Source organism: Halorubrum sp. AD140, from assembly GCF_034497445.1.
Lineage (GTDB): Archaea > Halobacteriota > Halobacteria > Halobacteriales > Haloferacaceae > Halorubrum.
In genome coordinates, this window is the sequence record NZ_JAXRUU010000074.1 from 1 (window position 1) to 12,513 (window position 12,513).

Consider the following 12,513-nt stretch of genomic DNA (forward strand, 5'->3'; position numbering starts at 1 on the left):
GATTGCGTCGAACTCCGGCGAGTCGGCGAAGACGGCGGCCGCCGGGTGCTCCTGGACGAGCAGCTGGGCGGCGCCAGCGGGTCGGTGACGCGCGTCGCTCAGGCCGTCCCCGTCGGTGTCGGCGGCGCGGGCGTCCGACCAGTAGTTCCCGCGGTCGCTCCCGTTCCACGCGACGAGGTCGCGGGTCGTCGTCAGCACCTGCTCGTCGTTCTCGACGAACCCGTTGCCGGCGACCGTCGTGTCCTCGGTGCCCGCCGAGTGGTGGATCCCGACCCCGTTCGCGTACAGGAGGTTCCCGCGCACCTCGTTGTGCTGGGCGTTGTACAGGAACAGCCCGTTGTCGTTGGCGACGAGGTCGTTGTCGCGGATCCGGCTGCGGTCGATCTCCTTGAGCAGGATCCCGTGCCCGCTCTCCCCGCGGTTCGCGACCGCGGTGTTGTTGACGACCTCGATGGACTCGCTGACCATCAGCGCGTACCCCACGTCGTTCTCGAAGGCGACGTTGTCCGCGATCCGGTTGTCGTCGGAGTACATGTAGTGGACGCCGTACCGCAGGTCCCACAGCGTGTTCCCCGTCGCCTCGACGTCTGAGGCCCACGAGTAGTAGATGCCGTCGCGCACGTCGGTGATCTCGGTGTCGCGGATCTCGGTCCCCTCGGTCTCCCAAAGGTTGATCCCGTTGCCGCGGTTCGCGAACCGCGGCGCCTCGGTGCCCTCGATCCGCGAGTCGGCCACGGTCACCTCGTCGGCGCCGTTCACCCAGACGCCGAACGCGACGTCGGTGAGGTACAGCTCCGAGAGCGTCGCTCCGGTCGCGTTCTCGCCGACGTACACGCCGGCGTCCTCCGACTCCAGGTCCTCGCCGGAGTCGTCGATCCAGACGCCCTCGACCGTCGCGTTCGGCGCTCGCAGCGAGACAACCGTGTCGTCGCCCGCCCCGTCGATCAGGGCGCCGTGGGTCGCGTCCGCCCGGACCGTCACGTTCGGCTCGTCGACGACGACCGGTTCCGCGGGCTCGAAGACCCCCGCGAGTTCCACCGTGTCGCCGGGCTCCGCCGCGTCGACCGCGGCGTTCAGGTCGTCGTACGTCTCGGCGTCCGCTCCGTCGCTCGCCCCGTCTCCCCCGCGCACGACGATCGCGGTGCCGGACTCCGTCGGCCGGTCCGGGTCGTGCGTCGGCGGGTCGACGACGGACTCGTCGGTCCCGTTCGCGGCGTCTGTCGCGCCGGTCCCGTTCGCGGCGTCGGTCCCATTCGCGGCGTCGGCCGCGACGACGCCGCCGAGGACGGCCGCGAGGACGACCGCGGCGGCGACCAGCACCGCGCGCGCCGAGGCGATCCCGCCGATCGACGGGAGCCGGGTCATCAGCCCACCTCCGTCCGGCGGTCGTCCCCCGCGGAAGTCGGTTCGATGCGCTCCGCGGTCGATCCGGCACTCTCTGCGGTCGGTTCGGTGCGCTCCGCGGTCGGTTCGACCGGCTCGTCGGCGCCGTCCTCGCGCGTCTCGTCACGGCCGTCACCGCCCGGAAGCCGCGCACGGACGGCGCGGGGCGTCTCCCCGATTGTGATCCGCGAGCCGCGCAGCAGGAAGGCGGCGATCAGCAGCAGGAAGCCGAGCCCGGCCATGTATCCGCCGGGACCGAGCCACGCGACGCCGCTGATGTTGGCGATCTCGTAGGCGCCGAGCAGGGGCGGCGTGAACCCGTCGACGCCGGTGACCGGGGCGTCCTCGCCGAGCGCGTGACCGGCCTGATACAGGCGGTACTGGACGATCGCGAACGTCCCCAGGAACGCCACCGCGGCCCCGATCAGCTGACCGAGCAGGCCGAGCCGAAGCTTCCGCTCCGTCGGCGCGACCGCCACGAAGGCCCCCGCGGCCGCCACCGCGAGGAACACGACCGGACCGAGGATCCACTCCGGAGCGGCGATCGCCTCGGGGTGGACCGCGTAGTTGGGCTCGACGAACACCGGGTCCGGGTAGTAGAACCCGACATAGTGGTTCAGCGACTGCACCTCGGCGTAGTCGCCGCCGAGCCGCGGGTACGCGTACAGCTCGACGAGCAGCCCCTCCGGGTACTGGGGCGCCTCGAAGGCGATCTTCCAGACGGGAACCGCGAGCGCGGCGACGAACAGCACGGCCGCCGTCACCGGCAGCGCCCGTCTGAGCTCGGTCAATCGGTCGAATGCGGGTGTCATGGTGTGGGGAGTGGGGGAGTGGTGGGAGGCGGGCTACTCGTCCGGCTGCACGAGGATCCGCGAGCGCATCTCCAGGTGGAGCGCGCTACAGAAGTACGCGCAGTACGCCCAGAACACGCCCGGCTCGTCGGCGGTGAACGTCACCTCGCGGGTGTCCTGAGGCGCGAGCGCGAGGTTGATGTCGTACTCCGGAATGGCGAGCGAGTGGATCACGTCGCTGGTGGTCTCCACGTTGGAGATCCGGATCGTCACCTCGTCGCCCTCCCGCAGCTCGACCTCGGGGAAGGCGAACTCGTTGCGGCGCGCCCACATCTCGATTTCGACGGTGTTCTCGTCGACCCGCTCGAAGGACTCGTCGCCCTCCTCGACGAAGTCGAGCTCGTAGTCGTCCGGGTCCCACGTCTTCGCGGGCTCGATCTTGTCCTTGTGGACGACGCTCGCGTCGTGCGGCTCGGGGTACGACGGCTTGTCCTTGATCAGCTGCATCCCGGCGTCGTCGTCGCCGATGTAGAACAGCTGGTCGTTCTCCGGGTGGATCGGTCCGACGGGGAGGAACCGGTCCTTCGAGAGCTTGTTCAGCGAGATGAGGTAGTCGCCCTGCGGCGACGCCGTGTACGACTCGGCGGCGATGAGGTGGCCGGGGTTGTAGTGCACGTCGTGGCGCTCGATGACCGGCTCCTCCGACCCGGCCTCGGCCTCGACGGCCTCCTCGTAGTCCCACTTGACGACGACGGAGTCGATGAAACACGTCGTGTACGCGTGCCCCCGGTCGTCGTAGGCGGTGTGGAGCGGCCCCATGCCGATCCGGGGCTGCCCGAGGATCGCGTCCTGCGGGTCGTCGACCTCGGCGATCTCCTCGACCCCGATGACCGTACAGCTCGGGTCGAGCTTCCCGGATGCGATGGCGTACTTTCCGTCGGGCGTCACGCTGATCCCGTGGGGGCTCTTCGGCGTCGCCACGTAGCGGACGATCGGGCGGTCGCCCTGGTTGAGCGAGCTCTCTTTCCTCCCGTCGACGACGGGGACGCCGCTTATCTCTTCGTAGTCGCCGTTCTCCACGGCGTCCCAGATCGCCGGGATGTCGAACGCCTTCACGTAGTCGCGGTCGGAGCGGGTCATCTCCGCCTCGGTGACCCCCTCCTCGCTGTTGTAGCCGGTCGCGAAGAACCAGCGGCCCTCCTTGCCGCCGTCGCCGTTGTCCATGTTGCCGTCGACCTGGACCTGCCACTCGATGTCCATCGTCTCCGGGTCGATGGCCGTGAGGACGGAGCCGTACTCGTCGGGGTCGTCCACGTCGCGTCCGTCGTTCGGCATCGGGACGCGGAACTCGCCGACGCCGAAGACGAGCTGCGTGTCCGGCAGCTGCATGCAGGCGCCGTGAACCCCCTGACAGTTCGGGACGTTCGTGATCGCGTCCGTCTCGAAGTACTTCAGGTCGACGCGGGCCATCCGCCCGTTCGCCTTGTCGTTGACGAACAGCCAGCGGCCGTCGTAGTCGTTGTCGGTCTGGGAGACCCGCGGGTGGTGGGTGTCGCCCCACGTGTAGCCGCCGGCCTCTTCTAGGAGCTCGCTCGTCCTCGCGTCGTGACCGAAGCCGCGGGCGCTCTCCGCCTGGAACACCGGGATCCGCATCAGCTCCCGCATCGACGGGAGGCCGACGACGCGGATCTCCCCGGTGTGGCCGCCGGAGAGGAACCCGTAGTACTCGTCGTGCTCGCCCGGCGGGACCGTGTGGTCGCCGCTCGCGGCCGCGCCCCCGTCGTCCTCGCCGTCCTCGTCCGCGAGGATGCTCGTACAGCCCGCGAGCGACCCCATCGCACCGGCCACCGCGCCGGCCTTCATGAAGTCGCGCCGTCCGAGCTCCAACCGCGGGAGATCGAGGGTCGGCCGCTTCGCCGCGGTCGCGTCGGTGCCCTTCGCGGTGGCGGCGATGTCACGCTCGTGGTCGGTGAGCAGGTGTTCGATCGTCCGCCCGTCGACGATCTCGGGCTCGTCGTCGGCCGCGGCGGCGGCCCCCTCCTCGTCGGCTGCGGTCGGTTCCCCCGACTCCGCGTCGTCGTGTTCGTCGGTCCGTTCCGTCCGCTCGTCGCTCTCGTTGGGGTGTGTGGTCATTGTCTGGTGGTGGCGTCGGCCCCGCCGTCGGCGCCGTCGTCGTCCGTTCGGACCGTCCGAGCGATCCGCTCGACCGCCGGGTCGCCGAGCACCGTCCGGAGCTCGTCGACGAACTCCGGAACGAGCCGGTCCCGGGCGGCGTCCGCGTCGAAGCGGTAGCGGTGACGCGGGGTCCCGCGGTACCGCTCCGTCTCGCGCTCGACGAGGTCCTTCTCGACGAGCCGGTCAGCGGTCCGCTTGACCGTCGTGTACGCGACGTCGTCGCCGCGGCTGACGACCGCGTCGAGCAGGTCGCGGGTCGTGAGGCCCCCGTCCGCGCGTCGCAGGACGGCGAGGAGCTCGCGTTCCCGCGGTCCGAGCTGTGTCCACTGGGTCATGGGTGGACGGAGCCGAACCGATCGGTTCGACTCCGCTACTGATCACTACGGTCGAACCTCCCGGGTATCTGCCGGCGAACTGTTCGGGGGTTTAAGTACTGCCGCCGTCGCCGAACAGCTGTGAGAAGAGCGCCGCCGTCACGGTTCTGAGGTGCTCCGACACCGTCGACTTCGCGAGGTCGAACTCCGCGGCGACCTCGTCCGCAGACGCGCCGCCCGCCTCGAAGTACCCCTTCCGGGCGGCGACCGCCGCGATCTCCGCCTGTCGGTCGGTGACTCCCGCGAGGTCGACCGGGACGACGTCGCCGCAGGAGCCCTCCCCGTCGTCGGCGTTCCCCCGGTCGACGCAGAGCCGTCGCAGTTCGACGTCGAGGCCGGCCGCCTCGCACTCGTCGACGATCGCCCGGAGCTCCTCGTGGCCCGTCAGGACGAACGAGACGCGGAGCTCGCCGTCGGTCATCTCGGTCCGCCGCGGCGACACCGGGAAGTTCCCGAACGCCCGCGGGAGCCCGCCGCAGGAACAGTCGGTGCAGGGGCCTTCGCCGTCCGCGGAGGCGGCGCCGGCAGCCCCGTCGGGACCGTCGAGCGCGTCCGCTTCCGGTCGGGCACTCGGCACCTCTGCCGTGGCCCTGGCACCGGGCGGGGCTACCACCACACCGCCGTCGGTGGCCGCGTCGTCAGTTGCGCGGCCCCCAACGGTCGCCGCGTCGTCAGTTGCGCGGCCCCCAACGGTCGCCGCGTCGTCAGTTGCGCGGCACCCACCGGCCCCCTCCCGCCCACACGCGATCTCGTACCGGCCGTGCGCCCGGCCGGCGAACTCGACGAGATCCAGTCCGCTCGGCGGGTCCTCGGGCGGGTCGGCGGCGACGAACTCGACGCGGTCGTCCCCCGAATCGACCCGGAGGTCCTCCACGGCGGTGCTCGACGAGAGCGCCGCCACGGGGCAGCCGTCGCAGGCCGACACCGCGAGCTCGACGTGAATCCCGGCGGTCATGTGCGGACCTACGCGCTCCCCGACTCATATAGGGCCGAGGGGTTTCCTGGCCGGTGAAAACGCCACTGCCGGATCCGGCCCCGGGCCCCGTCCCCCGCGACGCGGGACCGCCGGAAGCCAGCGGTCCGTTCCGGTGAGCGCACCCTTTTGCGTTCGCGGCCGGTACCCACGGTATGCCGCCACTCGACCTGCCGCTCGGGCTCGGCACCTCCGGACTCGACGATCCCGAGACGTGCGCCGCCACCGTGACCGCCGCCCTGGAGGCCGGCTACCGCCACGTCGACACCGCACAGATGTACGACAACGAGGCCGCGGTCGGCGAGGGGATCGCGGCCGCCGCCGTCGACCGCGAGGACGTCGTCGTCGCCACGAAGGTCCACCCCGAGAACCTCGCGCCCGACGACGTCCGCGAGACGACGCGCGAGAGCCTCGACCGGCTCGGACTCGACCGCGTCGACCTCTTGTACGTCCACTGGCCGATCGCGGCGTACGACGCCGCGGCGACGCTCCCGGCGTTCGACGAGCTGCGCGAGGAGGGGCTCGCCGACCACGTCGGCGTCTCGAACTTCACGCCGGAGCTGCTCCGCGAGGCCCGGGAGATCCTCGACGCGCCGATCGCCGCCCACCAGGTGGAGTGTCACCCCCGTTTCCGACAGCCCGAGCTCCGCGCGCTCGCGGCCGAGCTCGACCACCGGCTCGTCGGGTACTCGCCGCTGGCGCGAGGCGACCTCTTCGACGACGCGGAGTTCCTCGCGATCGCGGAGCGCAACGACTGCCCGCCGGCCGTCCTCGCGCTCGCGTGGGCGCTCGCCCGCGACGTCACGCCCATCCCGAAGGCCACGGGCGACCACGTCGCCGAGAACCGCCGCGCCGTCGACGTCGACGTCCCCGAGACGGCGCTCGACGCCGTCGACGCGCTGACGCCCGGCGCCCGACGGATCGATCCCGACGACGCGGCCTGGAACCGCTGAGAAGCGGTCGGCCGCGCTCGACCCTCCCTCACACCGCCGCCAGCCGCGCCCGCAGCTCCGCCTCCGCCCGCTCGACGAGCGCGTCCGTCGGCTCGTCGAGGTGGGTCGTCCACTGGTCGATGAACCCCGACCGCCCGAGCATCCGGACGACCTCGTACACCGGCCGCCGGGCCGCGAACCCCTCGGGGAGCCCGCCGGCGCGCTCGCGGTAGCCGGCCCGGAGGGCGGCCGCGTACCGCTCCGGGCCCTCGCTGTCGAACCCGTTGAGGAGCTGGTCTTCCGCCCGCACCAGGTCCCGCGCGGGATCGCCGACGTCGGCGAGCTCCCAGTCGATCGGGGCGAGCCCGTCGTCTTCTTCGACCCCGCCGCCGCGTCCCGCCCCGGCATCGTCGACGAAGAGGTTGGGCATCGCGACGTCGCCGTGGAGCAGCGCCGCGGGCGCGTCGCAGAGGCGGTCGCGGTTCGCCTCGACGCAGTCGATCACGGCGTCGTAGTGGTCGGCGAGCCGCTCCGACGTGCCGATCTCGCGGGTTCGATCGATCGTTTTCAAGAGCACGTCCGGCCACGGCGCCGGGTCGAGGTCGAGCCCGCCCCGACCGTCGCCGCCGACGATCTCGGCGTGTCGATCGAACCGCGCCGCGTGGAGCGTCGCGAGCGTCGCGCCGACGCGCCGGAGCAGCGCCTCCCTGTCGGCTTCTCCACCGTCACCTTCCCCCAGCTCCTCCCACACGCCGAGGAGCTCGCGTCCGGGCGCGGGCGCCGTGATCAGGTACGGCACGCCCGCGCCCGAGTCGGCCGCGAGCACCTCCGGCGCCGCGATGGGTCGCCGGGTCGTCACGTGCCGCAACACCGCGAGCTCGCGAGCGACCCGGGTGCCGTCGCCGTCGACCGCGACCTTGCAGAACGCCCGCGCGCCGTCCGCGAAGACGACGCCGACCGTCTCGTTGGCGCCGTTCCACGAGACGCCCGCGGCGGTCAGGCGCTCGACCGACCGGTCCGGAAACGCCTCGCCGAGAACGGTCGCCACGGCCTCGTTCATGACGGCGAGTCGCGTCTGTCGGCTGTTAAGACTGCCGTCACTGCGCCCGTCTGCCGGCGTGGTGAACCCATCGTCGTCACCGGAGCGTCTCTCCGAGGGTTCTGCGGTGTCCTCGGGGAGACACTTATGATCGCGTCCGCCGTAGTATTCACTATGAGTGACACAGCGTCGATAGCGATGGACGCCGACGAGCGCGATGCGTTCCTCGGCACCGGCGGCACCGGCGTCATCTCGTTTCCGAGTTCGGACGACGAACCGCCCCACTCCGTGCCGGTCTCCTACGGCTACGACGCCTCAGAGGCGACCTTCTACTTCAGGCTCGCCGTCGGGCCCGAGAGCGACAAGGGAGACGTCGCCGGCCGCCACGTGACGTTCGTTGTCTACGGACAGCGAGACGACGGGTGGCAGAGCGTCATCGCGAAGGGTCGGTTGGAAGAGACCACCGAGGCGTCGGTCGCCGCGGAGTCGCTGGAGGGGCTTCAGAAGGTCCACATCCCGCTCGTGGACGTCTTCGGCCGGCCCCCGAAGGACGTCGCGTTCGAGTTCCATCGACTCGTCCCCGACGAGCTGACAGGTCGAACGGAGTCCAGTACCGGAGTTTGAATTCACGCTAATGGGTGAAAATTCGGTTCTCAGGGGGGAGCGATGTCACATCCCGAGAAAGCACCGACACGCTGATATCTGTTGAAGATACATCACTTGACAGTGACAGGCGACGCGTCCGGTGGGCGAGTGGGGTTCGAGGTCGACGGCGAGACGCTCCGCGTTCGCGACGCGATCGAGGGGACGGAGCTCCGACTGGTACTGGACCGCGAGCCCGAGCCGCAGCCCGCGCTCACGGACCTGTTTCCGTTTCCGGTCGACAGGGCGATCAGCTTCGAGGCGGGATCGATCTCGGTCCCCGAGTACTCGTCAGTGAGCGTCCGCACGGCCGACGGCGAGTTCGTCGCGCGGCTCGACGAGCCGATGGAGCTCCCGCGGGGATCGTACTGCGTCGACGTCAGCGGGGCGACCAAGGTGCTGATCCGAGCCCCCGACGTTGCGGCCGAGACGACCGGCATGGCCGACTCCGGGCCAGTCGACGTCGGGTTCGATCGGCCGATCACCGTTACGGTCGGCGCGCGGTCGCTCCACGCTCGGCCGGAGGCGACGATCACGGTCCCCGACGACCCGGTCGCGCTGGCGGAGGCGGTCTCGGTGCTCGGCTCGTCGATAAAGGAGTTCTCCCCCGAGCGCTCGTGGCCGACGCTCCGCGGGTACCCGCCGCGGATCGAACGCGGCGACGAGCTCGACGTCCCGAGCCCGCTCGTCGCCCCGGACACGGGCGTCGAGGTGGTCGTCCGCCCCGAGTACGCGGACGTCTACCGGCTCTCGACGCTCTCGTACTACCTCGGCGCGCGGATGGTCGTCGGTGACGCGCCCGCGATCCGGCTCGACACCGGCTATGTCGAGTCGCTGCCGACCGAGGGGGTCGCGCTCGAGGAGCGCGCGGAGGAGCTGCTCCGGACGTGGTTCTTCCTCGACACGCTCGCGCGGACCGAGGGGTACGTTCCCTCCGACCGGTACGAGTACGAGCAGGTCGGTCCGGAACTCCCGTTCTACCCGCCGAAGCTCGCAGACCGATCGATGAGCGACCGGCTGATGGAGTACCTCGAGGTCTGTCCCGAGACGGTCGCGCCCTACGCGCCGGACTGGCCGACCGAGGCCGTGCTCCGACCGGGCCCCGCCGGCGCCGAGCTCCTCCCGCACCTCGTGCACGTACTGGCGCCGGTGCGGGTGCGCGGCGCGGCCGAGCCTCCCGATCCAGACGCCCCGACGGCGCTCGCGACGTCGCCGTGGCTCGCGCCGTCGGGCGGAGTGCCGGATCCGGACGACGACCCGCTTCCCGCGGGCACGTCGGTGCTGACGACTGCGAGCTACGAGAACCGGCTTCGCCGGACGATCGCCGCGCGCGGCGAGGTGCGCGTCGTCGCGCTGGCCGGCTCGCGGGAGCGCGGGGCGGCGCTCCGTCGCGTCCTCTCCGATCCGGCCGTGCCGGAGGGAGTCGGCGAGTGGGAGGTGCTCGACCGGCCGGACGCCGAGACCGCCGCGGCGGTCCTCTCGGATCCCGACGTCGATATCGCGTACTGCGGGCTCCCCGTCGAGAGCGGCGAGGTCACCGCGTCCGACGGCCCGGTCGCGCTCGCGGCCCTCGACGACGCGCCAGCGCTGACGATTTTCGAGGACACGGACGCCGTCGACGACGGAGTCGTCGCGGTCGAGAACGGTGGGCTCGGGGCCGTGGTGTCCGAAGACCCGCTGACTCCGGACCGACTCCGAAAGACAGTCGGACTGCTGGCCGCCGGGGTTCCGTTCGCTGCGAGCGTTCGTCTCTCCACGGGCGCTCCCCACGACCGCGGTCGGATCGTCGGAGATCCTGCGGGCGTGATCGCGTCGAATCAGGGGCTCCCGGTGAGTGATATCTCGATAGAATCCTTCGATGGGAACACGTACCAAACCGTCCGATCTTCGATACTTACGGTATTGGCTCGACTCGGCACGGATTACATCGTGATACGCGACTACTTCTCCGATCTGACCGAACTCGCAGGGCTGTCCGAGAGAGAACGGGCATCGTTGACCACGGCCGAACTACTGGAGTGGCGCACCGAGCCGGACGGGCTCGTACGGGTCGGTGACGAGGCCGTTCTCCCGAGCGAGGAACTGACCGAGACGGAACTCGAGGTACGCGTTCGACGCCTGTTACGAGACGGGTCGGACGACCACCCTCGTCCGGAACAGTACTGGACGGAGTAGGCGCCGTTCCGGAGCCACTCGATGGTGTCCACCGAGTGTTTTTATTACCTAGCCGACGAATCGTCGCGTATGCCCCAGGTCCACCTCGACGAGGAGACGGTCGAACGGCTCGACGCGCTCCGAGTCGACGACGAGGAGTACGACGACATCGTCAGCGAGCTGATCAGCATCTACGAGGCCGAGGAGCTGACGCTGTTCCGTAGCGGCGACATCGAGTGACGCGGCGAGCGCCCGCCGGCCGAGAGTCCCTCACTCCTGATACGCGACCCTGACCTGCTCCCACCGACCCTTGTCCTCCAGGTGCGCCTGGAGCTCGTCGGCGTACTCCTGGACGAGCCGCTCGGCCGCGTCGAGCTCCTCGTCCGAGGGACCGTCGGCGTCGGAGCCACCGAGGCCGAGCGCGCCCTTGATCGAATCGAGGAGGCCGCCGCCGGACCCACCGCCTCCGGACCCCTGTGACGGCGCGCCGCCCATCGCGGCGACCTGCGACCGGACGTTCTCCAGCTCCGGCATGATCGCCGGGAGGCTGGAGGTGTCGGCGACGATGCGGGCGGCCTCGGGGTCGTCGGCGTCCTCGATCTCGAACTCGGCTGCGGTCATGATCAGCCCCCACTCCTGGCTGGAGAAGCGCGAGGCGGCCACCCGGTCGGTGAACTGGTTGTCGACCGTCATGCGCTCCCCGACGATGGCGTCGGTCCACTCGCTCATACCCGTCATTCGGCCGTGACGGTACAAGCCGCTTTCCCTCGTCGCCGTTCGCGCGAAGCACTCCGTGCGTCGCGGCTCGGGACGTTTTAACCCGTCCGGTCCCTCGTTCCGGCATGAACGTGCGAACGCGACGCGAGCTGCTCGCGGCCGCCGGCTCCGTCGCAGCCGCCGGACTCTCGGGCTGTACCGGCGCGCTCCTCCCCGGAGAGGAAGATGAGGACGCGGAACCGGTCGATCGGACCGGCGAGGAGACCGTCACGGTCGACGTCGGCGCGGACGGCGGGTTCGCGTTCGCGCCCGCGGTCGTCCGCGTCGACCCGGGCACGACCGTTGTCTGGGAGTGGACCGGAGTCGGCGGGAGCCACGACGTCGTCGCCGGAGACGGCGCCTTCGAGTCGGACCTCGTCGCCGAGGAGGGGGCCACGTTCGAGCACGCGTTCACTGAACCGGGCACCTACGAGTACGTCTGTACCCCTCACCAGACGCGGGACATGAAGGGGACCGTCGAGGTCGTCGAGGGGTAGCGGGACGGCCGCGGAGCGGATCGACGCGCGGCCGCGGGCCGGGACGAACGGCGGCCGCGTCGCCCTCAGCGGAGCCCGTCGAACGCGTCGCCGGCGAGCCCCGGGCCCTCCGGCACCGACACCTCGCCGTCCGCGACCGGGCACGGGTCCGGCGCGAGGTCCTCGGCGAGCAGCGCGCCGGTGGCGAGCCCGCAGGGGGCGACATCGGGGACCGCGGCCGCGACGTGGACCGCGGCGGTCCGCGCGACCACCGCGTCGACGGTGGTGGTGATCACCGGCTCGACGCCGGCCGCGAGCGCGCGCGTCGCCGCCGAGAGCGCGCGGTCCGGCCCGCCGAGCGCCATCGGCTTCAACACGACGACGTCGGCGGCGTCGGCGTCGAGGACCGCGCCGACGCCGTGACGCGCCACCGACTCGTCGAGTGCGATCGGAACCCGCGGCGCGGCAGCGTCGTCGGCCGACTCGCGCCGAAGCCCGGCCGCGCCCGCGAGGTCGGCCGCGGGGAGCGGCTGTTCGACGTACTCGAGCCCCAGGGGCGCGAACGACTCCAGCGCCGCCCGCGCGGTCGCGGCGTCCCACGCGCCGTTCACGTCGGCCCGGAGCGCGACGTCGTCGCCGACCGCCTCCCGGACCGACCGAAGGCGCTCGACGTCGGCGGCGAGGGGTCTCGCGCCGACCTTCACCTTCACGCAGCCGAACCCCTCGTCGACGGCCCGCTTCGCCGCGGCGGCGGTCGCTTCGGGGTCGCCGTCGCCGACGGTCGCGTTCACCGGGACCCGGTCGGCGGGCGTCGGGCG

At 71.4% G+C, this 12,513-nt stretch carries 13 protein-coding genes; 5 read left to right on the plus strand and 8 right to left on the minus strand.

The genetic code is table 11. The features are described 5' to 3' along the window. The 5 genes from nosD to U4E84_RS14585 form a co-directional block, all read right to left on the minus strand. The coding region (gene nosD / locus U4E84_RS14565) for a nitrous oxide reductase family maturation protein NosD (protein WP_322532839.1) at window positions 1-1,365 on the minus strand (1,365 nt) is incomplete at its 3' end. Then, complete coding sequence (locus U4E84_RS14570; RefSeq protein ID WP_322532840.1) at window positions 1,365-2,195, minus strand: hypothetical protein; 831 nt, start codon at window positions 2,193-2,195, stop codon at window positions 1,365-1,367. The genes nosD and U4E84_RS14570, both read right to left, overlap by 1 nt. Before the next feature lie 33 nt (window positions 2,196-2,228). Then, window positions 2,229-4,307: a TAT-dependent nitrous-oxide reductase gene (gene nosZ / locus U4E84_RS14575; protein ID WP_322532841.1), complete on the minus strand. Its 2,079-nt coding sequence runs from the start codon at window positions 4,305-4,307 to the stop codon at window positions 2,229-2,231. Beyond that, complete coding sequence (locus U4E84_RS14580; protein ID WP_322532842.1) at window positions 4,304-4,684, minus strand: BlaI/MecI/CopY family transcriptional regulator; 381 nt, start codon at window positions 4,682-4,684, stop codon at window positions 4,304-4,306. Before U4E84_RS14580 ends, nosZ begins: the two co-directional genes overlap by 4 nt. A 91-nt stretch (window positions 4,685-4,775) precedes the next feature. After that, window positions 4,776-5,678, minus strand: a complete 903-nt coding sequence (locus U4E84_RS14585; RefSeq protein WP_322532843.1) for a helix-turn-helix domain-containing protein — start codon at window positions 5,676-5,678, stop codon at window positions 4,776-4,778. Between the two features lie 173 nt (window positions 5,679-5,851). Between U4E84_RS14585 and U4E84_RS14590 the strand changes: the two genes are divergently transcribed. Then, complete coding sequence (locus U4E84_RS14590) at window positions 5,852-6,649, plus strand: aldo/keto reductase (RefSeq protein ID WP_322532844.1); 798 nt, start codon at window positions 5,852-5,854, stop codon at window positions 6,647-6,649. A 28-nt stretch (window positions 6,650-6,677) separates the two neighbouring features. On the opposite strand, the gene U4E84_RS14595 is transcribed toward U4E84_RS14590, so the two are convergent. Further along, window positions 6,678-7,688: an aminoglycoside phosphotransferase family protein gene (locus tag U4E84_RS14595; protein WP_322532845.1), complete on the minus strand. Its 1,011-nt coding sequence runs from the start codon at window positions 7,686-7,688 to the stop codon at window positions 6,678-6,680. Between the two features lie 153 nt (window positions 7,689-7,841). Here U4E84_RS14595 and U4E84_RS14600 point away from each other — a divergent pair, with 153 nt between their 5' ends. The 3 genes from U4E84_RS14600 (at window position 7,842) to U4E84_RS14610 (ending at window position 10,703) form a co-directional block, all read left to right on the plus strand. Beyond that, on the plus strand, window positions 7,842-8,291 hold the full coding sequence (locus tag U4E84_RS14600; RefSeq protein ID WP_322532846.1) for a pyridoxamine 5'-phosphate oxidase family protein: 450 nt from the start codon (window positions 7,842-7,844) through the stop codon (window positions 8,289-8,291). Between the two features lie 102 nt (window positions 8,292-8,393). Beyond that, window positions 8,394-10,484, plus strand: coding sequence for a hypothetical protein (locus U4E84_RS14605; protein WP_322532847.1), 2,091 nt, complete (start codon window positions 8,394-8,396; stop codon window positions 10,482-10,484). A gap of 69 nt (window positions 10,485-10,553) precedes the next feature. Then, window positions 10,554-10,703, plus strand: a complete 150-nt coding sequence (locus U4E84_RS14610; protein WP_322532848.1) for a hypothetical protein — start codon at window positions 10,554-10,556, stop codon at window positions 10,701-10,703. A gap of 30 nt (window positions 10,704-10,733) precedes the next feature. On the opposite strand, the gene U4E84_RS14615 is transcribed toward U4E84_RS14610, so the two are convergent. Further along, entirely contained in the window at window positions 10,734-11,192 is a 459-nt protein-coding gene (locus U4E84_RS14615; RefSeq protein WP_322532849.1) for a DUF5799 family protein, read from the minus strand. A 113-nt stretch (window positions 11,193-11,305) separates the two neighbouring features. On the opposite strand from U4E84_RS14615, the gene U4E84_RS14620 reads away from it, so the two are divergent. Beyond that, complete coding sequence (locus U4E84_RS14620) at window positions 11,306-11,716, plus strand: halocyanin domain-containing protein (protein ID WP_322532850.1); 411 nt, start codon at window positions 11,306-11,308, stop codon at window positions 11,714-11,716. Between the two features lie 65 nt (window positions 11,717-11,781). Here U4E84_RS14620 and U4E84_RS14625 read toward each other — a convergent pair. Further along, the coding region (locus U4E84_RS14625; RefSeq protein WP_322532851.1) for an enolase C-terminal domain-like protein at window positions 11,782-12,513 on the minus strand (732 nt) is incomplete at its 5' end.

Bases quoted from the DNA above. Each gene is read 5' to 3' on its own strand.
- U4E84_RS14570 (WP_322532840.1), bottom strand. From the start codon at position 2,195: ATGACACCCGCATTCGACCGATTGACCGAGCTCAGACGGGCGCTGCCG.
- nosZ (WP_322532841.1), bottom strand. From the start codon at position 4,307: ATGACCACACACCCCAACGAGAGCGACGAGCGGACGGAACGGACCGAC.
- U4E84_RS14580 (WP_322532842.1), bottom strand. From the start codon at position 4,684: ATGACCCAGTGGACACAGCTCGGACCGCGGGAACGCGAGCTCCTCGCC.
- U4E84_RS14585 (WP_322532843.1), bottom strand. From the start codon at position 5,678: ATGACCGCCGGGATTCACGTCGAGCTCGCGGTGTCGGCCTGCGACGGC.
- U4E84_RS14590 (WP_322532844.1), top strand. From the start codon at position 5,852: ATGCCGCCACTCGACCTGCCGCTCGGGCTCGGCACCTCCGGACTCGAC.
- U4E84_RS14595 (WP_322532845.1), bottom strand. From the start codon at position 7,688: ATGAACGAGGCCGTGGCGACCGTTCTCGGCGAGGCGTTTCCGGACCGG.
- U4E84_RS14600 (WP_322532846.1), top strand. From the start codon at position 7,842: ATGAGTGACACAGCGTCGATAGCGATGGACGCCGACGAGCGCGATGCG.
- U4E84_RS14610 (WP_322532848.1), top strand. From the start codon at position 10,554: ATGCCCCAGGTCCACCTCGACGAGGAGACGGTCGAACGGCTCGACGCG.
- U4E84_RS14615 (WP_322532849.1), bottom strand. From the start codon at position 11,192: ATGAGCGAGTGGACCGACGCCATCGTCGGGGAGCGCATGACGGTCGAC.
- U4E84_RS14620 (WP_322532850.1), top strand. From the start codon at position 11,306: ATGAACGTGCGAACGCGACGCGAGCTGCTCGCGGCCGCCGGCTCCGTC.